This is a genomic window from Bradyrhizobium sp. P3_C3 (assembly GCF_056402655.1).
The window spans coordinates 55,315-76,714 of sequence record NZ_JBFUGY010000003.1; the positions used below are offsets into that span (position 1 = coordinate 55,315).

Consider the following 21,400-nt stretch of genomic DNA (forward strand, 5'->3'; position numbering starts at 1 on the left):
GGACCACCGGATAAGGGGCCTGGCCAGAGGCCGCCCCGATCGGAGCTTTCGTTGATTATGCTGAAGGTTCTTCACACGACGACTTATCGATTCAACGAACACGTGCACCTGTTGCCGCACCGCTTGATGCTTCGTCCGCGCGAAAGCCGCGAGCTCCGCTTGATTTCGAGCAACGTCACGATGACGCCGCATGCGGCCTTGACCTGGGCGCACGATGTGTTTGGCAATGCAATCGCGACGGCCACGTTTCAGATGACAGCCTCCAACCTGGTGATCGCCAGCCTCGCGGAGCTTCAGCTCGACGCGGTTGCATGGCCGGTGTTCGATATCGCTGTCTCGGCCATGTCTTACCCATTCCGCTATTCGGATGACGATTGGACCGATCTCGGCGCCCTGGCTCTCCCCCAGTACTCGGACACGGCGGGGGTCCTACGAAATTGGGCACAAATGTTCATTCGAGGAGGTCGGACTGATACGCTGTCGCTGCTAAAGGACCTGAGCGTCGGCGTTTCGGAAGCTGTCCGGTACCAGAGCCGTGAGGATGAGGGTACCCAAACGCCGGTAGAAACATTAAATCGTGGCTGGGGATCATGCCGGGATTTGGCGGTGCTGTTCACCGAAGCAGCACGCATGCTCGGGTTTGGAGCCAGGATCGTCTCCGGCTATCTTTACAATCCAGAGCAACAGAGCGTCGGATCGAGCGATGCGGGATCAACCCATGCGTGGGCCGAGGTCTTCGTACCGGGCGCCGGCTGGATCACTTTCGACCCGACGAATCGTAGCCTCGGCGGCTTCAATCTGATCCCGGTCGCGGTCGCGCGCGACATCCGGCAGACGATTCCGGTGTCCGGCAGCTTCGTCGGCAGCATCGGCGCCTTCGCCGGGATGTCCGTAGAAGTTCTTGTCACATCATAGATCGACGCATTGGACCTTCGGCAGCCTTTCTGATCAGTCGTTCAGCTTCAAGGCCCTCACGTTTTCTAGAAAGGCCTTCAGGCTCCTGCTCATGATGGGCATCGCCGATTGCGCCTACTCGTCAGTGGGGCTTGGGCCAAAGAGTGACATTGCGATGAATGATGCCGTCCTAATCTGATGGCAAATTCCCTTTCGTTAAATTTTCTTGAATGAGCAATTTTGACCATGAGCTCGCGCGGCGTTGCGGCACAATACTTCTTGCCGCCCTGCTCTCGGCATCCATCGGTGATTGAGAGAATGTTTGCGAGGGCCGCGGCTATAGCCAATTGATTCCCGCTAACGGCAACACCCGCTGAAGGATCGCCGCTAGGCAGAATGGAATTGGGCGATTGGCACAACCTGTCGACAGACTTTCGGGGCTGTCACTGATCCACGCGGATCCACACGCAACAAACAAATCGGCGATAGCTGGAACTCTTGTCGGCTTGCCCTGTTCATTCTTTGTCCGATTCCGGACGCATAAGAATTGGTGGATACTATGAAAAGAATTCTATTAACGACAGTCGCCGTTCTCGCATTCGCTTCTCCGTCATTCGCGGCGGAGACTGGCAAAACCGTTGGCCAATCGCCCTCCTCGTTCTATCTGGCTCAGGATGCTGCGACCATGAAGTGTCAGATTGTCGAGAGCCAGCCTGCTACCGGCGGCAGCATGAAGGTTGTCGGTGCCGCCCACACGACAAAGGCCTCGGCAGAAGCCGCTTTGAAGGCGGACAAAACTTGCGCCAAGTAATCGGCTAAGTCGCGGCGCGAGTACAGAGGCGGGTCAGTGAGTTCGCTTAGAACCACGAATCCTCGGATCCGCCCCCACCAGCGCTTCGAGCACTCTGGGTCGAGGTTCTTTATCGGCCAGCGGCACGCAATCGACTTCCCGCTTGAGATGCTCCAAGTTCGAGAGGATACGACCATGAACCAGCAGACAATGAAATACGCGATTGCGGTCGCGCTCTTCGGTGCGGCGATGCTCGGCTCGGTGCTGCCTTCGGGGGCAGCTCCGATCTCGCCGAGCACGACTCTTCTGACACAAGCGGCTTCTTCGTCCGGGGTGACAGAAATCTACTACCGACGCCACTACCGCGGTCGCGGCTACTACGGCGCTCCGGGGGCCGCAATTGGTCTTGGCATCCTGGGTGCCGCGGCTGGAGCCGCCGCTTATGGAGCCTACGGTGGTAGCTATTACGGGCCGGGCTACTATGCGCCAGGCTACTACGGCGGCCCGTATCCCTATCGCCGCCAATACTACGCCCCGTATTGAGCGCACGAGCGACGCTGTTTGGGCGTGGCAACCTCTGTCACAGACCATGCCCACTCAACGCGCGCTCAAGCGCACTGGAGCGCGATGGCGCGGCTGCGCCCCTGTGATCCGGTCGACTGCATCGGCCCCTCCCATCCGGGGTCGCCTGCGGACTTTTGCAGGAGTCGGCGAATCGCAAGACAGACAAAACTTGCGCCAGGGAGCTAAAGGCGCGAGCGCGGGGCGGGTCTATCGGCTCGACCAGCAATCCCGAAGCGACTGACTCGTCCCGGCAACGCCACGGGCACCGCCGACCACGAGCCAAACAATACCAAGGCTGCCTCTCTCAAGCTCAAACTGCCTCCTGCTCCGCGTCCGCCGCGCTGGGTGGCATTTCAATCGAGAAGAAGTAGCGCAGCACTTGCCCAGTGATGCCGCCGACAGTCGTCGCCGGAAGCTTGAAGATCGCGCACTCAACTCGGACTACCGTGAGACCCAATATCCACAAGGTCCCACCAAAGGAGTCGGACAATGTCGATCGGACTTATCCTCATCATCCTCCTCATCATCTTCCTGCTTGGTGGCTTCAGCGGCCGCTTCGGCGGCTACGGCTACGGCTATGGCCACGGTGGGATGGGGGTCATCGGTACCATCCTGGTCATCCTCGTCGTATTGCTACTTCTGGGTCGGCTCTGACCCTCGCAGGGTCGGCTGTGTCGACCCGGCGCCTCCCAAAATATCCTTTCCCCGGCGTACCGGGTCCCAACGAGCTCGACCAGCTGAAGCCGACAATGCCCGCCGATGAAGGGGTGTTTGTGCCTGCCTCGGTCCTGCTGCAGCGGCTGCACGGCACCGGCAAGATCGCTTTACCCTGGGCTGGCTGATGGGTCGCCTACACAAGCGCTCCTTCGGCCCTATTATGCCGCTGCTCGCTGTGGTCGCTATTGCACCGGGTGTCTCGACCGTAGCCGGCCTGCTACTCATGATCCCCGCGTCCCAGATGATCGCGGTCTTCGGTCTAATCACGGGGACGACCAACCAGGGCGGAGCTATGCACTTCCCAAAATCCAGTAACGGTGGGGTGCGTCCTGACTGGTTTGGTAACAATTCTCACCCGCCACCCGGCTGCATCGGCGGCTAAGGATCCGGTGAAGGCCAGCTGTGTGGTGCGAAAGTCGTTGGACGCCGCGTCATCAAATTTAAGAAAGCTTCCCATCGCGCAGGGGCATTGCGTTGTTCTCGACGTGCGCCAGAATACGCCGGACGTCGGTCGCTTCTTGTGCAGCCATTCAGCGGTGCTTGTCGAGATCGAGTGGCTCGTCACTCACGAGGCGCGTCGGCATCAATGCGCTGAGCGTCAGCCAAATCGACCGGGTTGATGGAAATCCTCTCCACCGTTGAAGTGCGCGGCGGCGCCGCCGGCACCGTGATCATAGTGGCAACGCGGCGAAACGCCTCGAACGACAATCCTTCGATCATCTCCTCATCGGTAATGACCTCGTAGGCACCCGGAGGCAGGAGGCGGTCGATGCCCTTGATCCGGAAGGGATGCTTGAAGGTGACCGTTTCGCGTCGGGAGCGCATGGTCATGATCGGCTATCCTTCAGAAACGGCTTTGCATCGGCGCGATAGTGAAGCAATCCGTTTACAGTGCTCTCTGTGCCGAGATTAGCTATCTCTTTATCATAAGATGGCTGCGAAGTCACCAAACACAAGGCAATACACATCGCGGATTTGTTATAGATGCCGGCGGACGAAATGCTTGCTGATGCCAAGTGAAAAAATGCGAGTTGGCGATCGGCAAGCATCGCGACTCGGAGAGAAGAAATGCTATCTCGCAAATCTACCAGCCGAGATAGACTTGCGGCGGTTGGCTACAACCGTCATGGCGCGATGGGACGGTTCTGGCACGGTCTTCATCGTCACGCTCTTATGACGATGATTGCTTACGCCTTCTTGCAGCACTTCCGCATTGCCAAGACGGGGCGCAAAAATGAATCGACGGCCACCACCTCAGCCCAACCTGCCAGCCGCGCGTCCCGTCATCGTCGCTCTCATTCTTCAGCCATCAGATCCGCGATACGGATACTGCAGAACACAGGTCAGCGAAGAGCAAGGCGTGAACAAATCTGCCAAAGTCGTGTTAGCGCCCACCCGAAGCGCCTTTATGATCGTGCAGGAAACGGGCGATCCGCGTCTTCAACACGGTGGCGTCGTGCGATTTGCCCGAGGCCGCGTGCTCGAAGAGCCTGCGCTGGACGTCAGTAGGCAGATCATTCCATTCGCTGACAAGGGCGGCACCCAGACATTCCAGGACTCTGCGCTCCACATCGCGCAAATCGCTGGCTTCATAGGGTAAAGGCCACGCCAACTCCTGCGCTCCGCCTTCCTCGTCCCAACGGTCGAGAGCGGTTGCCATTTCTTCTCCCGACGTTGGCCTTCGACCTTTCTTTTTGACCATTCTATATAGTCGCACATGTCGGCATTAAGCGCCATTCGCTCGATCGCGGGGCGATCCGAAGCGCCAATCCTTCCAGTACCGAGAATGCCGCGGCCGCGGAACTCGGTAGTTCGCCCATCGGTTATTGCAACGGTTTGTTCGCGCGGCGTACAGACTCAAGGTTCACCATGGATGTGATCGTTACACCCGCAGAGGGAGGCACGGTTTGGCAGCTGACGGACCTGCTCGGCCGCTCGATGGGGCGCATCACGGCAAGCGCTCCCCGTCAATTCATGATCTATCCGGGGGGCCACGCCTCGGAAACTATGGCCGGCATACAGCAAGGGCCGCACGCCTCGCTCGACGCCGCACTGGCTGAGATCGAAAGGCACACCCGGGGCGTCTGCCGACGCAATCCTGGTGAAGATCAGCTTTAGACAGCGCCCAACAATCCAGCTCGTCGCTAGAGTATCTACTGCGAGAGGATTTATGTATTTTACAAGTAACACCCTGATCTTGCAGCTCAATGTCCATGCGTCGCGCCCGACCTCAAGCGCCCAGATTGCCTGATGACGGGACCATCGGTTCCGGTAGAAGGACTTGTGGATTTTCGCGTGAGGACCGAGGCGAATGTGGGCTCCGGCGGATGTCACCGCTCGATCATTTGCGGTGCCGTGTTCGCCGAGATCTTTTGGCGGCTGGGCTTGACGCAACCCTGACAGTGCGGAGGGAACCCGCTTGAGCCGCTTGGTCATCGTCTCCAACCGTGTCGCCTTGCCGGGGGAAGCTGCGCAGCGCAGCGGCGGGCTTGTGACCGGCCTCGTCGACGCTCTGCATCAGGCTGGAGGCTTATGGTTCGGGTGGAGTGGCAAGCTTGGAGAAACAACACCAGAGCCGAACGTTTTTGAGACCGAGGAAGTGACGTACGCTACCGTCGATCTTACCCGCGCGGACCATGACGGCTACTACAGCGGCTTCTCCAACGCGGCACTGTGGCCCTTATTCCACTATCGCCTTGACCTCATGAACTTTACCCGCCGGGACTTGGCCGCCTATCGACGGGTGAACGCCCTGCTCGCCGACGCCCTCGCGCCGCTGCTCAGGCCGAGTGACCTCGTGTGGGTGCATGACTACCATCTGATCCCGATGGCCGAGGAACTTCGCCGCGCCGGGGCCACACAACGGATCGGGTTCTTCTTGCATACGCCGTTTCCGTCGTTGGGGGTGCTGGCGACCCTTCCTCACTACAGCGACCTGCTGAAATCACTGTGCGCTTACGATCTCGTCGGCTTCCAGACGGTGGAGGATTTGACCGCCTTCCATGACGCCATCCTTCGCCGCGCAGGCGGCAAGGTTTCGTCCGATGGCCACGTTCACGCCTTCGATCGGGATCTACGCGCCGGCGCCTTCCCGATTGGTATCGATACTGAAGCCATCGCCGACATGGCCGGTCGCGCTGTGAAATCCCGAACGGCACGCCGGCTGCAGGAGAGTCTCCGGGGGCGCAAGCTCATCATTGGGGTTGACCGGCTCGATTACAGTAAGGGACTCGAGCACCGGTTCAAAGCGTTCGCCGCCTTTCTCGACGGCTATCCCGCGTACCGCAACCACGTCCGCTTCCTGCAGATCGCCACCGCAACGCGCAGCGACGTTCCTGAATACCGTGCGCTGCGGCAGAGGCTCGGTGCGCTGGCAGGCGACGTGGCCGGTCGCTTCGCGGAACTCGATTGGGCACCGATCCAGTATTTGAACAGGAGCTTTTCGCAGCGCTCGCTCGCTGGCTTCTTTCGGCTCAGTCGCGTCGCTCTTGTCACTCCGTTGCGCGACGGAATGAACCTGGTTGCCAAGGAGTATGTCGCTGCACAGGACCCCGATGACCCCGGCGTGCTCATTCTCTCACCCTTCGCCGGCGCGGCCTATGAACTCGACGCTGCCGTGATCGCCAACCCGTATGACCCCGACGCCGTCGCCGAAGCATTGCAGACAGCGCTGGGGATGCCACTTGGGGAGCGATGCGAGCGTTGGCGGACCATGATGGCGGTACTACGCCGCAATAGCATTGCGGCGTGGCGCGAGAATTTTCTTGGCGCTCTCAGCCGCTAACTTGGGATGTCGTCCGGAACGTAGCATCGGTGCAGCAAGTCGCGATAATCTCGTTCGTCAACGAGGTTGCCCCAGTCCGCCGATAAGGTGTTACTTCGAAATCATCTCCCCGGCGGAAATGATCCACGAGTGACGGGACCACTTGCATCCGCTTCATCGTCGCGCTGAACCAGATAGACCAAAGGCAAGTCGTCCACAGTTCTCCGCTTTCGCGTCAACGTAGTACACTTCTCCTGCTTCCCATCCCAAAGCGGCCTGTACCGGATCGTCACACCCCTCTTAACTGTGGATGCAACGAATGACCAACGAGCAAAGCCACAAAGTGCACCTAGGTCCCGAAGATCAGGAGCGGTTGCGAGAACTTCGGGCGCAAAAGCCAGCCCGCAACGTACCCAAGCTCGCACTGACGCCGGGCGCGATGCTTGCCGACCGGGTTGCTGAAACAGTTGGTTCTTGGCGCTTCATCATCATCCAAAGCGTCCTTCTTGGCATTTGGATCATTCTGAACATGATAGCATTCATCAACCATTGGGACCCCTATCCCTTCATTTTGCTGAACTTGGTCCTTTCTTTCCAGGCAGCCTACGCAGCGCCCATCATCATGATGAGCCAGAACCGCCAATCTGAGATTGACCGCAGGCACGCAGAACACGACTACCGAATAAATGTGAAGGCTGAACTCGAGATCGAATTGCTGCACAACAAGATTGACGCCTTGCGCGAGCAAGAAATCTTGCAGCTACTCAACATCATTCAGCGTTTGTCCGCGCACCTTGCGCCCGAGCTTGTCGCGGCTATCGAGGCCGAAGCGGTGCCGGGTAAGACCTAGGCGGTGACGACCTTGTCTGTCATGGACCAGAAGGGAAGCGGGAAGCACTGATGTTTATCGGGCACGAGATTTTCATTCCCGCTCTATCGTCGAGGTTGTCAGTTAGAGGGCACTTGTAGCGCTGACACCTTCGAGGCGACGCCAAGTTCGACCGGATCCGCTAGTCAAGGCACAGGCTGCTCGCGATGTTCCTGAAGCAGTTCGTCAAGTCGTTTTTCGCACCACGTGAACACCTTCGCCTCGGCCAAGGCAACGGCCTCAGTGCGGGGGCATCTGAGGCCGCTAAGCCTTCCGCCGGGCATTGGGGCAAAATGTCGACCGGTCAGTGGGCTTGGTTCTCGAAGATAAGATCTCCGATTGCGGAGGACCAAGAAGTCCCAAGATCAATCGTTCCAGCCGTTTGAGAATATTGCCTGTCCTAACTTGGGCAATATTCGAAAGACTCAGGACGTGCCCCTCCGCCCTCGGGGCTCACCGCCGGCACTGACTTGCCATTTGGCGGAAGCGATGACTTCGGTGCGTCGCCGTCTTTGGGTAGCGCTCGGACAAGCAATCCGCTCGAGCATGCCAGCACGCTACGCCGATTCTGCACCTGATGAATAACTCCCGCTAATGGAATGGTCCGGCCGTGCTCCGGCCCTGCCGGTACGAGAAGCTGGCAAGGGGTGTTCAAGACAAGGAGCACGCCATGTCTCAGAAACTCAACGCTGCGATCGCCATAATCGGCATCGATATTGGCAAGAACTCGTTCCACATCATTGGCCAGAATCAGCGCGGCGCCATCGTGCTGCGGCAGAAGTGGTCGCGCGGCCAGGTGGAAACGCGGCTCGCCAACCTGCCGCCGTGCTTGATCGGTATGGAGGCCTGCGTTGGCGCACATCATCTCAGTCGCAGGCTCCAAATGCTTGACTGGCGTCGGCTGGATGCGCGGATCGAGGGGCTGTCGAGCGAGATCGAGACGCTGGCCCGTCAAGATCAGGCCTGCGAGCGACTGATGACAGTGCCCGGCATTGGCCCGCTTATCTCGAGCGCAATGGTGGCCGCGATCGGCACTGGAGACGTGTTCTCGAAAGGCCGCGACTTCGGCGCCTGGCTTGGGCTGGTGCCGAAGCAGATCTCGACCGGCGACCGCACGATCCTCGGCAAGATATCAAGGCATGGCAATCGCTACCTGCGCGCGCTGTTCGTGCAAGCCGCGTGGGTCGTGCTGGTCAAGGTCAAGTGTTGGGAGCGCTATGGCCTCAAATCTTGGATCGAAGCCGCCAAGAAACGATTGCACCACAACGTGCTGGCGATTGCGCTCGCCAACAAGCTCGCCCGGATCGCGTGGGCGGTTCTCAACAAGGGACGCGCCTTCGAATGCGTCAAGACGGAGGAGATGGCGTCCCGACCTGCCTGATCCTCGCGCCGTGCTCGGGGCCGTCAAGGCGCAGCCTCGCCGCGGTCGAGCAAGACGTCAGGACAGCACGACGGCCGGCCTTGACGGCCCTTGCGCGCGGCGCGTCTGCGCGCGCAGGCCGGGACAAAGGAACGACCGCCAGGCACGAACGAAGGAACGGCGCAAAGTGAGGTGCGATCGATGACGTAACCAACATCCCTTAAGCGGCTTCGCATAGCACACGATATGAAATCTCCTCGAGCAAACGCGAAAAGCATACGAGCAGCAACTCGTCCCAGGCGAGTATCTCGCGACGAAACCCGTCAGGCCTATGTGACCGGCGCATTCGCACTATCGATGCTCATCGCCCGGTTCATTTCGGTTGAGCGAGAGAGATCCAAACCGCTTGCCTGACACGCGCTTGGTCTGCCGGAAAATGCCATACTAGACCAAATCACGAGCTACTAAGATTCGGAGAAAATTCGGTTCTCCGGGCCTGTCGAACGCATAATTGGGTCGACGATGGGACTTCTCTGGCGGGAAAGACGGCCCGGATTTTCGGCCTGTCTCCACATCGAAGTACGAAGTGACTTCGGGTGGCTGGCGGAGGGAGAGAAACTGGGATCGAACCTTAAGTGCCGCACTTGCTTGGCTAATGCGCCGGTGATGCGCCCCGGGCGAAGCCCTCGTCTTCTAGGCGCGGCACGCGTCCGGATGTGGGAGTGTCGCATGACGCTGAGAACTATTTTACTGGCTCTCTTCCTCTTCAACTGGAGTGGGAGAGAGCTACCGGATTGAGGAAGGCAAGTTGGTTGAGACTTGGATCACCTAGACCCGCGAACTGACAGACGTCTTACGAACTCCCTTGGGCCTTGGAACGAGCGTGAGCTACTGCGGGTCGTGAGTGTGGACAATCGGGAAGCAAAGAGGCCGCCAACTGAGGCGGCCTTACTTCTTCGGCGTCGTCCATCGTTCCTGCGGCGTATCGGTCCATGACGTGCCGAGCGGACGCATAATTGTCCGCGACGTGGGCGAGTGGCTGGTGCGTGACTTTCAGGGATCTCCCGTCCAAGGCTGGATGATCGCGGCCGCCGTCGTCGTAGTAAGTGCTTCACTCTGTTACGGCCCATCGGATCGCTCAGCAGCCCAAGGCCGCCTTCGTCGCAGGGCTCCGACCCAGCCAGTTACCCGGCCGAGCCACCTGCCAGCTTCCGGACCAATCGACAATTATCCGGGTGAGATCCTCCCTCACTGGTAGTTCGCGCCCTCGGGGCGCACGGTCAATCGCGTCGCTTTGACGATCGGCCAGCCACTTTCGACATTACTTCAACTCCGGACACGCGGCTGCACCGCACCAACCGACGCGAAGGGCCAGAAGCAGGCATTAGAACGTCTTGTTGCAATGCTCATGGTAAGGCGAGTGTAGCGTTGCGGGGGGAGCGCCAAACGCACAGGCGATTCTGTCAGCGTGTTTGAGGCCCTGTTGATCGACGGTTGTCGCTGTTTTCAATCTTTGGCGGGAAATTGGCCAAGTCTTTTTGGAGTTTTGCAACACTAGTAGCCAATATGAGACGTCTGCCTTAGCTCAACAAAGTGCGGACCTTGTTGGCGGCGTCGTAGATCTCGATCTGAAGCATCGGATATATCGCCTTCAGTTTTCGACCCGATGCTTCAGCGGCCTCGACATCGTCAAATTCTGATTTGAAATGCCCGTCGACTATTGTCACGAACCCTTCCATCGGAGGCCGATCGGCTCTTAGTATTTTCTTTGGCTCTTGCTCGTCGATTGAGAGAACAGGTTTTTTCACTAGTTTTCATTCCTTCTGCGGCGTCGCGATCCTTGCGACCGCCGCCGGTTCAAAAGTTGGACGCGCCCAGATCGTAAGACCCCCGGCTGCCGGGGACATAAATCTTAGCGGCCGCGGCGCATATTTTGTCTCGGTTGCCGTCAAAGGCATTCAGCAAGCCTGATCATCGGGACGACCCCCGGCTGGATTCGTGCCAGCGCAACTCAGAAACGCACAGCGTGCCGGGCGGCGTCATAGGAGCGACTAAGGTCGGAAAAGTCGATCATCGTTCACCAGTGGCCGCGCCGCCTACCCCAGTATCCCCCGCCACCGAACAGCAGCAACACGACCACAATAATTAGGATCAATTCCATCGGAATTCTCCGCTGACACCGGCGAGTGTTTGCCGCGCGCCAAAGTATTCAACGCCGCCTCCAGGTGATTGTTCGCGACAACCTGTAAGCCTCGCCCAATCAAGCCGCCGCCGATCCGGCACCACCTTATCCACTTGCGGCGATAGCGACACCTGCCTACGCGCGTCAGCCGCCCCGAAAAGTGGCACTCCCTAGGGGAATCGAACCCCTGTTTCAGCCTTGAGGGGCACAGCTCATATCCTGCCGACACTCGGCGATCTGGTGGTGAGTGAATTAACAGACGATACGCTCCGGCATTGGCGCAACACGCTGGCGGCTTCCCCTTCTCAGAACCGTCCTGGCATCCTTGAAGGCATGCTTGAGTGAATGGGTCGATCAGACCGATGCTCTCGGCATCGCGCCGGGTGGATGCCCCCCTTTACAATTTGTCGGGTCACCTGCGTCCGAACAGTCCGCCCACTACGCCACCAATCAGTCCACCTGGACCGCCACCGCTGCGGTGATGGTGAGCACCGCCCCCACCGTGACGACGGGCCAGACGTCCTTCATCGGATTTGTCACTGCTGCTGGAGCTAGCGTGCGCCGCTGAGACTGACTCGGTCAGTAGCGCCTGATGCTGTTGCGTGTTGAGGAAGCCAGTCTTGGGATAGCCGCGTGCCGCCTGCCAGCTGGTAATGACAGACCGGGTCGACTCGTCGAACCGTCCGTTGACCTTGGTGTCGAAGCCGAGACGGGTCAGCCGGCGCTGCACGTCTCGACGCCTTCCCTTGTCGAGGCCTACCTGATCTTCGGTTTCCTGAGTTGCCTCCTGGCCAAAGGTCGCCGGATCGACGGATGCCAACAGTTCGCGGTCGGCCGTGCTCGGGCCCGCTTTGGCAACATTTGCACCGACGAAAAGTCCCAAGACTGACAATGCGATGATGAAGACACGCAATGGCTTATTCTTCCCTAATCCTAGAGCCTCTCAGTGATTTCGATTTTGAGAGCTGATGTCGGGCAACTGTTATCGGGGTCACTTGTTCCTTATCCCGCATCGAATGTTACACCGCATTACACTGAGACTGCCCAATAAGAGAGGGCCGATGCGCGCCCGCCTGTCCGAATTGGGTTGCCCTCAACCGGGGTGCGACCACCGTCAAAAACGGTCCTGACGCCCTTGAAATGGGATGTCTGTTTATGCTGTCTATTGGCGACGTCATCGTCTGCTACGGTCGAGTGAAGCTCACCGACAAGCACCTCGCCTCCAAGATCCATTGCGTTGACGACGAGGTCATCGGATGGCGGGAGCGCCGCAAGCAGCGCAGGCGCGACCGCCATGGCTCTGGCTCCCTTAGCTCCGACGGGAATTGGCTTCTCGTATTCTGGGTCAGCTTCAGTAAAACGTCGCGCAATGGTTCGTCTTAAAGGCGGCCTACCTCGTATCTGAGTGCAAGAGCCTCGCGGCTGACCGACCCTGAAGGGGACGTTTCTTTGCGCATATCTAGCCACACGCAAAAGCCGCCAAGGTCTCCCTCGACGGCTCGTGCCGTTGCGTTTGCGTAGAGGTACTGTGTCGAGCGGTGCTCGAACGCAGCCCGTGCTCGCTCTTATTGGACGCACGCGACCGTCAATGAGGGCCGGTGGGTGCGTTGCCAGTGTGGCGGGCCAACGATCCCCGATCCTTATCACATGTGACTGGCGGCGATGCTCTTCAAGCGAGCACTGCTGTCCCATTCGATGAAATGGCAAGCCCACGGATAAGCCGTTTTTTCTTCTGGTCCACGGACGCAAGCAGCTGAATGCGGCCAATAGGATGCGGCTCGGGCGCCAGTCCCATCTGCGGCTCGACGCTCAAACGCTCGTTGTGTTTCGCCGCGTATTCAAACCCCAAGTCATAGTTCGTGGTGAACACACGCGCGCGTGGCTTCCTTGCACCGCGTCGGGCGATTTTTCTTAGGATCGCCTGATGTGCAGACAGGTCCGTTTGATCGCTCACGAAGTCGACACGAGCCGCAATAGACTTTTCGGCTGATGCGATGAATTCAGCGACGTCACGAGCCTCCTCCAGTCCGAACAGCTCCAGGTAGATTTTGCAGTGAGTTAGGAGTTTCTCGATGTTCTTTTCCGCGATATCTTGATTTGAACGAGGCATATAGCGGGCGATTACGTCAATCGAGCCTTGGATGGCTTCGTATCCCAAAGGTCTCTCATGCCGGGCGCCGTAATGGCGTTCGGGCCGCTATTCTTCGCACAGAAGGAGGAGCCTGCCCCTGTCAGGAGGATGCGGTTGCAGCATCTCAAACAGGCTCAAGAGTCAGCGGCTCGGACGCTCCATGATCGATCAATGATCTACAGCATGTAACAATGAGATATCCCTCTTGTTGAAGCTTCGATTGGCCATGTAAGGGACATCAAAGGGTTACGCTGGATCTGGTAGCGGGGGAGGACTCGGACCTCCGACCTTACGATTATGATCCCCCGCTCCCCTCATTGTTACGACTAACTCCATCGAGTCGAGACGCGGCCCTACCTCGCTGATGGCGCCCTTCAGGCTGCCGGTCCACCGAGGCTTCAGCTTGCCCGTTACGCGCTTCAGACAGAGCGCTCGATTCGCTTGCTCGGTGACGTGATCCAAACGGGAATGTCCACCGGGACGGCAATCCCGAGCAAGGCGGCGCCGGCCCTTTGTTCAATCCGTGCTGCTGGGGCGGACCCAACAATTTGCGCTGCTGCATTTCCAAGGAGTGCTTTTTTTGTTGCGGCAGATAGGGAACCGAAAATGTGGTGCGAGACGTGGTGCAAAAAATTCGCAGCGAACGAAATGGAATTAAGTCATTGATTTTACTGGTAGCGGGGGAGGGACTCGAACCCCCGACCCCAGGATTATGATTCCTGAGGCTTAACCTGCAGCAGCCTCCTGGGCGCCACGATCATGGCCGTTCCGGCGATCCAGTGACCTTCGCCGGCAACCGCGACCGCGACCAATTTCAACGGCTCCACAGTCGCCGTCGGCACCGCCAACAAAAACAGCGATTGGTAGGGTCCGAGATTCTCGATCCGTTGTCAGAGGCTCATGAGCAGCTCCTGGGTCTAGTTCAACGACGCAACGAACGGCGACGTTCCATCGTCGGAACATTTGCCACTTTATCCCGTTGCATGGGACCCACATAAATCGAGGAGCTCGGATATGAAGAAAGATTTCGCAATCGGATGTCTGCTGGCCGCAACGATGGCAACCGGTGCATTCGCCGCGACCACCGTGCTGACCGCGGCACCGACCGAAAGTTGGACGGTGACGAACTACTACAAGCAGGCCGTGTACGACCCGAAGGAAAGCAAGATCGGCGATGTCGACGATGTCCTCGTCGACAAATCGGGCAAGATCACGGGACTGGTGATCGGGGTCGGCGKATTTCTCGGCGCTGGCGAGAAGGATGTCATCGTGCCGTTCACCGCGGTCAAGACCGCCAAAAAGAACGACAAGTGGTGGCTGACCCTCGACGAAACCAAGGACGACCTGAAGGGCGCCCCAGGTTTCAGGTACGATCGAGCCAGCACCACCTGGGTGCCGGAAAAGAAATAGTCAGTCGGTTCGTCGCGGAGAGCGAGCGGGACCTCGACGCTCGCTCTCCGATCTAGGAGGGGGTGCCTCGACACGTTGGCGCACCCTGCACCCCTCCGCTTCCACGCCATCTACCGACCCAGGTAATCCGATTCCGGGAGGCGTTCTCCGCTTCTCGGCGCAACCAGTGATGTAGGGAAACGTGGGACGGGCAAATCCGAGCATGAGCCGAAAGAAGCCGGACGAATCCAGATCGGTGGATTCCAAGGAGAAGGCCCGGGCGAAACCGGGGCATAAGCCGTTGCCGCTTGGATCGGACGCACGCAAGAATGCGCGCGTCGTGTTCGCTTTGGCGATCGTCGCACTCTCCCTTTGGACCGCCGCGGGCTTCCTCTCCGCGTTGATATGGGCCACCATACTGGCCATTGCTCTGTGGCCCCTGTACGTAGCATTCGCAACTCGCGTGACGTCGGGCCCGTCCGGCTGGGCCGCGTTCGCATTCACGTGCTTCGTTGCCATCATCCTGTTCACGCCTATGGCCCTCGCGATCTATCAGGTAGCACAGCAGAGCGGGGAGATCGCGGGTTGGCTGAAGAAGGCCCGCGAGAGCGGCATCGAGGTGCCTGATTGGATCGCCCGCCTGCCGATTGCGGCGGAGATCGCGCAGCAGTGGTGGCGCGCCAACCTTTCGGATCCGCAGGCGGCCACCGGCTGGTTGAAGGCGATCAGCGCCGACAGCGCGTCGGATCTCTTCAATACTTTGGGCGGCCAGTTGCTGCATCGCATGTTCATGCTGCTCTTTTCGCTGGTCGCGCTCTTCGTTCTTCTCAGCAACGGCCGATCCGTCGCGAGCCGCTTCCTTGAGACGAGCGAACGAATCCTTGGCCATCCCGGCGAAGGCGTGGTCGAGAAGATCGTCGATTCCATTCGCGGCACGGTGAACGGCACCGTCGTGGTCGCGGTTGGCGAGGGGCTGTTGATAGGGGTCGGCTATCTCGTTGCGGGCGTGCCGAACGCCGTCATGTTCACCATTTTCACCACTGCATTCGCGATGCTTCCTTTCGGTGCCTGGGCGGCCTTCTCCGCGGCGGCGCTTGCCTTGATATCGAACGGAAACGAAGCCGCGGCGGCAGGTGTGTTCTGCTGGGGAGCGGTGATCATGCTCGCCGGCGATCATTTCGTGTGGCCGGTGCTGGTCGGGGGTTCGGCTCGCCTGCCCTTTCTGTTCGCTTTCGTCGGGATCTTCGGAGGCTTGGCGGCCTTCGGACTTATCGGCCTATTCCTCGGGCCGGTCGTGATGGCAGCCCTGTTGACGGTGTGGCGTGAATGGGTGTTCCGCCCTGTCGCAGCGACACAGTTCGATTAGTCGAGCGCGGATACTCTGCGTGGCGAAGGCATACGGCGGCAGCCCACGTCGGCGCCGGCAGAGCCAGATCCCATTCTCCGGGCCCGCCGACGGTCTGGCTACCCTCGTCGTCGCTCAGTGACGTGCTACTGGATGGTGGCCAACTCGCTACGCAGTCAAATTCGGCCCTTCGTGAACTCAGTCTCGCCCGTACGGAACATTCCGGTCGGACACCGGTTCGACCTAGTTCTCGGCGGCACGCCTCAGCAGGCGTTTGTTCAGGTAGGTTTTGCCGATGTCACCGTCCGATTACCCGATCAGGAGCGCCCACGATCGACGCCAACAAAGGCTCTTAATCGTGTTGGCTTTGGGATTCGTTGTTTTCGGCGCTGCTGCGGCCGCCCTGTTCTACGTCTTGCAGCCTGAGACCCTTCGGATCGCCGTCGGGCCCGCAGGCAGCGACGATCATCAGGTGGTCCAGGCGATGGCCGAAGCTTTCGGCGACGAAAGCAGGACCGTCCGGCTCTCCCCGATCACGACCGAGGGAGCGGCCGAATCCTTGGCTCTGCTGGGCGCCGGCAAAGCGGACTTGGCAATCGGTCGCGGCGACCTCGGTATGCCGGCCGACGCGCAGACACTGGCGGTCCTGCGTAAGAACTACGTCGTGCTTTGGTCGCCTACCGGGGGGCCTCGGAAGGGCCCCAAGAAAAAGGCCTCCGGGAGGATCGGAGAGATCGCCGATCTGGCGGGTCGCAAGGTCGCCATCATCGGAAGGACCGGAGCCAACCTCGAATTGCTACGCACCATTCTCGTCGCCTCCGGCGTGGAGTCGGACAAGGTTGCGACAATCCAATTTGGGACCGATGAAATCGAAAAGCTTGCGCAGGACGCGACTGTCGACGCCTACCTCGCCGTCGGCCCGCTCGACAGCCGGATCACCGCCGCCGCGATCGCCGCGACCTCGCGATCGCGCGGAGCTCCGAAGTTTCTTCCGGTCGAAACATCCGAGGCCATCGCCCTGAAGCACGCTCGCTACGAAGCCGAGGAGATTCCGGGCAGTGTTTTCAACGCGAAGCCGGCCTGGCCCAAGGACAAAGTCGACACCATCAGCGTCAACCATCTCATTCTGGCCAGGAAAGAACTGTCCGAAGCAAAGGCGGCGGCCTTCTACCGGGAGCTTTTCGCTGTCCGCGACTCGATCGCGCAACGCGTTGCCGGCGCCGCGCACATCACGAAGCCCGACACGGAGAAGGAGGCGGAGCCCGCTGTGCACCGGGGCGCCGCGGCGGTCATCAACGGGACCGAGCGGACCTTTCTGGACAAGTACAGCGACTACTTCTGGTTTGCCTTGCTTCTTCTTTCCGGGATCGGTTCGGCCGCCGCCTGGCTGCGTCGCTATCTGAACCGGGATGACCGGGACGACACCACCGGCCACCGCAACCGCATTCTCGCCGTGGTCTCGGAGCTTCGCGATGCCGGGTCCGAACAGGACCTTCTGCTGTCGCAACAGGAAGTCGACACGATCATCGGCGAAACCCTGAAGTGCTACGATGACGGAGCGATCGAACAAGATGACCTGGCCGCACTCGGACTGGTCCTTGAACTGTTCGATCATGCCGTCGCCGAACGGCGAGCGACGCTGCAGAGCGCCCCCACCGATCAAGCAAAATCTCCGGGTCCAACACTTGCCTCTCGCCGGTAGGCGCACCTGGCAGGACTGCCTCGCGGAACGTCTTGGCTTCTTGTGTCTTGCCTTCTCAGGTCGGAGGATAAAATGGCGCGCGATCTTCGCTATCTGGCATCCAAGTTGGACAACCTGAGACGCTCGCACGAAGGGACTAGGATCTCCTACGTGACGAGCGCCGGCGTGGAGAGCACGCTGGTCGCGTTTGACGCCTCCGGGAAGATCAAGGCGCTTAGCTGCGGCCCATCGCACTGAGGCCGACCGAGCTTCTCGCGCCGACTTGAAAGCACCTTACAAGTTCGCGTAAGGTGCTCGTGAGGGGAAAAGCAGGCTCCCCGTGAGACTTCGGTCCAAGCTCTGCGCAGCACGCGACACGTGGAGCTTGCGCATGGACACCGAACGACACCCCTCCCCCCGACGTACCATCGCTATCCTCTCGCGAGGAAATGCCGTCGCGCGTCGAGATGCAACTTCGAAAGGCGGCCGTTTCGCCGACGTCTTCGAGGCGCTCGCCGTCGTGGGCGTCGAAGCTCGCCCGGCGATCTACGACGAAAGCTTCGCCGACGCGGTCCGCGAGCAACTGCTCGCAGTGGACGGTGTGCTCGTCTGGGTCAATCCGATTCAAGACGGCCGAAACCGCGCCGGTCTCGACGCCCTGCTGCGCGACGTCGCCGCCCAGGGCGTGTGGGTCAGCGCCCACCCGGACGTCATTCTCAAAATGGGCACCAAGGAAGTCCTCTATCGAACCCGTTCGATGGGCTGGGGATCAGACACGGCGCTGTATCAAACCGCCGCGGAGATGCGCGCCGAACTACCGACGCGGCTTGCCACCGGTCCACGTGTGATCAAGCGCAACCGGGGCAACGGCGGCCAGGGCGTTTGGAAGGTCGAGAGGCTGCCGACCTCCTCCATGAAAAGGGTGCTGGACGCGACCAAGGACGCGCCGGAGGAACTGACGCTGGATGATTTTCTTCGTCGCTGCGCGGAGTATTTCGAAAACGGCAGCGTCATCGACCAACCGTTCCAGCTTCGCCTGAACGAGGGCGTGGTCCGCTGCTACATGGCCGGCGATCGCTGCGCGGGCTTCGGCCACCACAAAGTCAAAGCTTTGGTCGACTCGCCGGCCGCTCGTTCCGAGGCCGGGCCGCGGCTCTACACGTCCAACGCAGACCCGCGCTTCCAGCGGCTGCGCCGGCTGATGGAGGACGAGTGGACGCCACAGCTAACCTCGTTGCTGGAGATCGCGCGAGATGACCTGCCCATGATCTGGGACGCCGACTTCATGCTCGGCCCCGTCCACTCTGATGGGAGCGACAGCTACGTGCTCGGTGAGATCAACGTCAGCTCGGTGCATCCCTACCCGGGCGAGGCGCCGACGGAGATCGCCAGGCGGGTTGCCGATCGCCTGCAGCCTAAGCCTTGACGCATGCTGACGGTCAGCGGGCTCAAGCGCCTGCACATTTCGGTGTCGTTCGACTTGCAGGACGGCGAATGCGTCGCCCTGCAGGGGCCGTCTGGGGTCCCGTCACTGTGGCAAATGCTTGCTGATTGCAGTGGATCGGCCACCGTGATGCCCGCAGCCCAAGAGGCCGCGATCGGCGCCAGTATTTGCATCACCAGCGCAAGCACGACGATGGGAAGAAATCGTTCTAGCCGTCGACGCATCGGTCCACCCTACGCTGGAGGCTACCCCAGGGAGGGAAGATGGTCGAGGTGGGCGGCCATACCGGGGTGCCGCAAGCAGGGCGGGGCTTACGATCTACTGGACGTGTGTTGTGCCCCGGCAACGGTCCATCCCAGACGTCGACCGAGCCGCGCCCTTGAGCTGGCCCACCTCCCGGGACCCAAATTTGGTTGCGTTGTGCCGTCGAGCCCAAACTAGCAGTTCCTTCGGCGGTTCATGTCAAACAGCGTGATGGATTACTCACCCGATCGAACCGTCGGCGATCAGGCTGACAGTTGCCGGTCAGTTTTCGACCTAGAGCTAAAACCGCACAGAGCCGAAGTCGCCTATGGGTCAAAATGCCAAGAACCCAATGTGAGCAGATCCAGTCCGCTATGCCCCATTGCACGGACCTCAATGACGCGTGCCGCCACTTCGCTGCATGGGCCACATGCCGACAGCGCAGTGCGATAGACGCACGTTTCATCGCGCGTCCCGCACAGAACGGCGGGGATCAATCACTGCCGATCTTAAAAACCTATACGGACACAGAAACCGCGAGATCAGCGGACCGGCAGCATCAAATGCTCGTATTGCGTGCCAGGCCACATCACATAGGGCCTCGTTGGGTCGGCCTTCGCGTCGCGTGGATAACCATCCAACATCTTAGCGCCAGAGCCGACGATCATTACATGGGCGCCGGTTTTAATCCAATTGTTACCGGGCTCTTCTTTGGTTGCATACGGGTCGGTGTTGCTCGCACCCCCGTCCCCTCGGAGCATGTACATGAATCCTATCTTATTCACGGGCGGCTCCTTGTGGTTCATCCAGGCCGAAGCCCACTCGATCGCATTCTTATCACCGCACATCGGGTCGGGATTGGCCGGATCAGCGTGACCTGGCATGCACGTCCACTGCCCGGTTCCTTCGCGCAATGTACGCATCTTACCATATGATCCATAGCGAGGATGGTAGCGTCTTTGGCGATGGCCTCGGGCGCGGCCGACAGCGACAGCTTAATTAGATCTTCGTCGCTCATCTTGTGCTCTTGAGCGAAAGCGAAGCTGGAGGTAAGCGCAAACAGAGTTGCGGCATAGGCTAGCGATTTCATCGCGAAATCCTCCCATGACCTTTTGCTGATGCCAGCCGCGGAGGAGCCGCGGCGGGCGTCTCGCGCAAGTGCTTGAACGTAGTTATTTTACTCCCCCCTTAGCTAGTTGAAACGCGAAATTTGACCGCTGCGGAACGATCAGTCGCCCTGGCCGAAGCTTCCGCTCAGGGTCTATCGTGTCGGTCGGGCCGAGGGTAGGCGGCTTGCGGTCTACCCTAACAAGCCGACGTTTTCAGAGGCCCGCCGAACTTCCCAGTTGGGCCATAAGCGGACTCCCCGGACCAAACATGCAGCTGCGCTGACCTTTAGTTAAGCTGTCGTTGCGGAACCTTTGCCCGAGTTGAAGGACTCACGTCCATAAGCGCCGGGGACGAAAGTCTCCCATGACGAGGCCTCGAACGATTGTGGCTGTTGCGCCCATCACGGAGACGCAGCTGTAAGCGCCATCTTGTTTTCCGGGTTGCCAGCCTTGTCCGCATCAGGCCCGCGGATCGGGCGGTGAAGATCGCGGAGGCAAAGAGATGTTTCCAGCAATACCTGCGGCACTGTTGCTTGGACTGTTGCTTGGCTTGACGGCGCTAGTGACGCCAGCACTCGCGCACGATGGCCCGCTGAAGTCATGGTTTGAAAGCTTGCAGAGCGAATTTGGACAGTGCTGCACCGATATTGACGGGTACATCGTTTCTGATGCCCCATTGGGAGTCCGATAGCGGGCGTTACCGCGTCATCATCGACAACGAATGGGTCAACGTGCCAAACGGCGCCGTTATCAAGGAACCAAACCGTTTCGGCCGTACAATGGTCTGGAAGAATTACATCGACGGCCATCCACGCATCCGGTGCTACATGCCTGGCAGCATGACTTGATGCAGTTCTAAAAATAGGCCGCTTAGGGTCAAAAGTTGACGGTGTGTCCGACCAAGAGACGGCTGTCTCCTG

19 protein-coding genes and 4 pseudogenes are annotated in these 21,400 nt (G+C 59.8%); 16 read left to right on the plus strand and 7 right to left on the minus strand.

The window, feature by feature from the left end; translation table 11 throughout:
- Window positions 1–51: 51 nt before the first annotated feature.
- From AC1DW2_RS04860 to AC1DW2_RS04880, 5 genes and pseudogenes are all read left to right on the plus strand, one after another.
- Entirely contained in the window at window positions 52–915 is an 864-nt protein-coding gene (locus tag AC1DW2_RS04860) for a transglutaminase family protein (protein ID WP_038935054.1), read from the plus strand.
- A gap of 538 nt (window positions 916–1,453) precedes the next feature.
- Window positions 1,454–1,705, plus strand: coding sequence for a hypothetical protein (locus tag AC1DW2_RS04865; protein ID WP_477005330.1), 252 nt, complete (start codon window positions 1,454–1,456; stop codon window positions 1,703–1,705).
- 174 nt (window positions 1,706–1,879) lie between these two features.
- A complete protein-coding gene (locus tag AC1DW2_RS04870) occupies window positions 1,880–2,227 on the plus strand; it encodes a hypothetical protein (RefSeq protein ID WP_225005394.1) in 348 nt (115 codons plus the stop codon).
- Window positions 2,228–2,737: 510 nt separating this feature from the next.
- Window positions 2,738–2,902, plus strand: coding sequence for a DUF3309 family protein (locus AC1DW2_RS04875; RefSeq protein WP_018646276.1), 165 nt, complete (start codon window positions 2,738–2,740; stop codon window positions 2,900–2,902).
- A gap of 157 nt (window positions 2,903–3,059) precedes the next feature.
- A pseudogene (locus AC1DW2_RS04880) lies at window positions 3,060–3,347 on the plus strand (exopolysaccharide biosynthesis protein); the annotation flags it as partial.
- A gap of 179 nt (window positions 3,348–3,526) precedes the next feature.
- Here AC1DW2_RS04880 and AC1DW2_RS04885 read toward each other — a convergent pair.
- Window positions 3,527–3,796, minus strand: a complete 270-nt coding sequence (locus AC1DW2_RS04885) for a hypothetical protein (protein ID WP_038958099.1) — start codon at window positions 3,794–3,796, stop codon at window positions 3,527–3,529.
- Window positions 3,797–3,983: 187 nt separating this feature from the next.
- Between AC1DW2_RS04885 and AC1DW2_RS04890 the strand changes: the two are divergent.
- Window positions 3,984–4,321 (plus strand): annotated as a pseudogene (locus AC1DW2_RS04890) (IS701 family transposase); the annotation flags it as partial.
- 28 nt (window positions 4,322–4,349) lie between these two features.
- On the opposite strand, the gene AC1DW2_RS04895 reads toward AC1DW2_RS04890, so the two are convergent.
- A complete protein-coding gene (locus AC1DW2_RS04895; RefSeq protein ID WP_018648614.1) occupies window positions 4,350–4,625 on the minus strand; it encodes a hypothetical protein in 276 nt (91 codons plus the stop codon).
- A gap of 209 nt (window positions 4,626–4,834) precedes the next feature.
- Between AC1DW2_RS04895 and AC1DW2_RS04900 the strand changes: the two genes are divergently transcribed.
- The 4 genes from AC1DW2_RS04900 (at window position 4,835) to AC1DW2_RS04915 (ending at window position 8,977) form a co-directional block, all read left to right on the plus strand.
- On the plus strand, window positions 4,835–5,083 hold the full coding sequence (locus AC1DW2_RS04900; RefSeq protein ID WP_225004675.1) for a hypothetical protein: 249 nt from the start codon (window positions 4,835–4,837) through the stop codon (window positions 5,081–5,083).
- A gap of 301 nt (window positions 5,084–5,384) precedes the next feature.
- Window positions 5,385–6,749 carry an alpha,alpha-trehalose-phosphate synthase (UDP-forming) gene (gene otsA, locus AC1DW2_RS04905; protein WP_477005331.1) on the plus strand — a complete coding sequence of 455 codons (1,365 nt, stop codon included), beginning with the start codon at window positions 5,385–5,387 and terminating at the stop codon, window positions 6,747–6,749.
- A gap of 298 nt (window positions 6,750–7,047) precedes the next feature.
- On the plus strand, window positions 7,048–7,578 hold the full coding sequence (locus AC1DW2_RS04910) for a DUF1003 domain-containing protein (protein WP_038935046.1): 531 nt from the start codon (window positions 7,048–7,050) through the stop codon (window positions 7,576–7,578).
- A gap of 688 nt (window positions 7,579–8,266) precedes the next feature.
- Window positions 8,267–8,977 (plus strand): IS110 family RNA-guided transposase, encoded by a 711-nt coding sequence (locus tag AC1DW2_RS04915; protein ID WP_208088309.1) that lies wholly within the window; start codon window positions 8,267–8,269, stop codon window positions 8,975–8,977.
- A 1,559-nt stretch (window positions 8,978–10,536) separates the two neighbouring features.
- Here AC1DW2_RS04915 and AC1DW2_RS04920 read toward each other — a convergent pair.
- The 4 genes from AC1DW2_RS04920 to AC1DW2_RS04935 all read right to left on the minus strand — a co-directional run bounded on the left by AC1DW2_RS04920 (window position 10,537) and on the right by AC1DW2_RS04935 (window position 13,296).
- Window positions 10,537–10,764: a hypothetical protein gene (locus tag AC1DW2_RS04920; RefSeq protein WP_208088310.1), complete on the minus strand. Its 228-nt coding sequence runs from the start codon at window positions 10,762–10,764 to the stop codon at window positions 10,537–10,539.
- Window positions 10,765–11,033: 269 nt separating this feature from the next.
- Window positions 11,034–11,117, minus strand: coding sequence for a DUF3309 family protein (locus AC1DW2_RS04925; protein ID WP_442869651.1), 84 nt, complete (start codon window positions 11,115–11,117; stop codon window positions 11,034–11,036).
- Window positions 11,118–11,550: 433 nt separating this feature from the next.
- Complete coding sequence (locus AC1DW2_RS04930; protein ID WP_477005332.1) at window positions 11,551–12,051, minus strand: peptidoglycan-binding domain-containing protein; 501 nt, start codon at window positions 12,049–12,051, stop codon at window positions 11,551–11,553.
- A 756-nt stretch (window positions 12,052–12,807) separates the two neighbouring features.
- A complete protein-coding gene (locus tag AC1DW2_RS04935) occupies window positions 12,808–13,296 on the minus strand; it encodes an SIR2 family protein (protein WP_208088312.1) in 489 nt (162 codons plus the stop codon).
- Between the two features lie 987 nt (window positions 13,297–14,283).
- On the opposite strand from AC1DW2_RS04935, the gene AC1DW2_RS04940 reads away from it, so the two are divergent.
- From AC1DW2_RS04940 to AC1DW2_RS04960, 5 genes and pseudogenes are all read left to right on the plus strand, one after another.
- Entirely contained in the window at window positions 14,284–14,679 is a 396-nt protein-coding gene (locus tag AC1DW2_RS04940; protein WP_477005333.1) for a PRC-barrel domain-containing protein, read from the plus strand.
- A gap of 202 nt (window positions 14,680–14,881) precedes the next feature.
- Complete coding sequence (locus AC1DW2_RS04945; protein ID WP_038934995.1) at window positions 14,882–16,024, plus strand: AI-2E family transporter; 1,143 nt, start codon at window positions 14,882–14,884, stop codon at window positions 16,022–16,024.
- A 274-nt stretch (window positions 16,025–16,298) separates the two neighbouring features.
- The gene (locus AC1DW2_RS04950; protein ID WP_477005334.1) at window positions 16,299–17,705 is read left to right on the plus strand and encodes a TAXI family TRAP transporter solute-binding subunit; all 1,407 of its coding nucleotides are present in this window, start codon (window positions 16,299–16,301) and stop codon (window positions 17,703–17,705) included.
- A 370-nt stretch (window positions 17,706–18,075) separates the two neighbouring features.
- A complete protein-coding gene (locus AC1DW2_RS04955) occupies window positions 18,076–19,110 on the plus strand; it encodes a Cj0069 family protein (RefSeq protein ID WP_477005335.1) in 1,035 nt (344 codons plus the stop codon).
- A 3-nt stretch (window positions 19,111–19,113) separates the two neighbouring features.
- Window positions 19,114–19,209, plus strand: a pseudogene (locus tag AC1DW2_RS04960) (ABC transporter ATP-binding protein); the annotation flags it as partial.
- A 704-nt stretch (window positions 19,210–19,913) separates the two neighbouring features.
- Here the strand turns inward: AC1DW2_RS04960 and AC1DW2_RS04965 are convergent.
- Window positions 19,914–20,294, minus strand: coding sequence for a hypothetical protein (locus AC1DW2_RS04965; RefSeq protein WP_208088317.1), 381 nt, complete (start codon window positions 20,292–20,294; stop codon window positions 19,914–19,916).
- Between the two features lie 688 nt (window positions 20,295–20,982).
- Here AC1DW2_RS04965 and AC1DW2_RS04970 point away from each other — a divergent pair.
- Window positions 20,983–21,328: pseudogene (locus AC1DW2_RS04970) on the plus strand (hypothetical protein).
- Window positions 21,329–21,400: the final 72 nt, after the last annotated feature.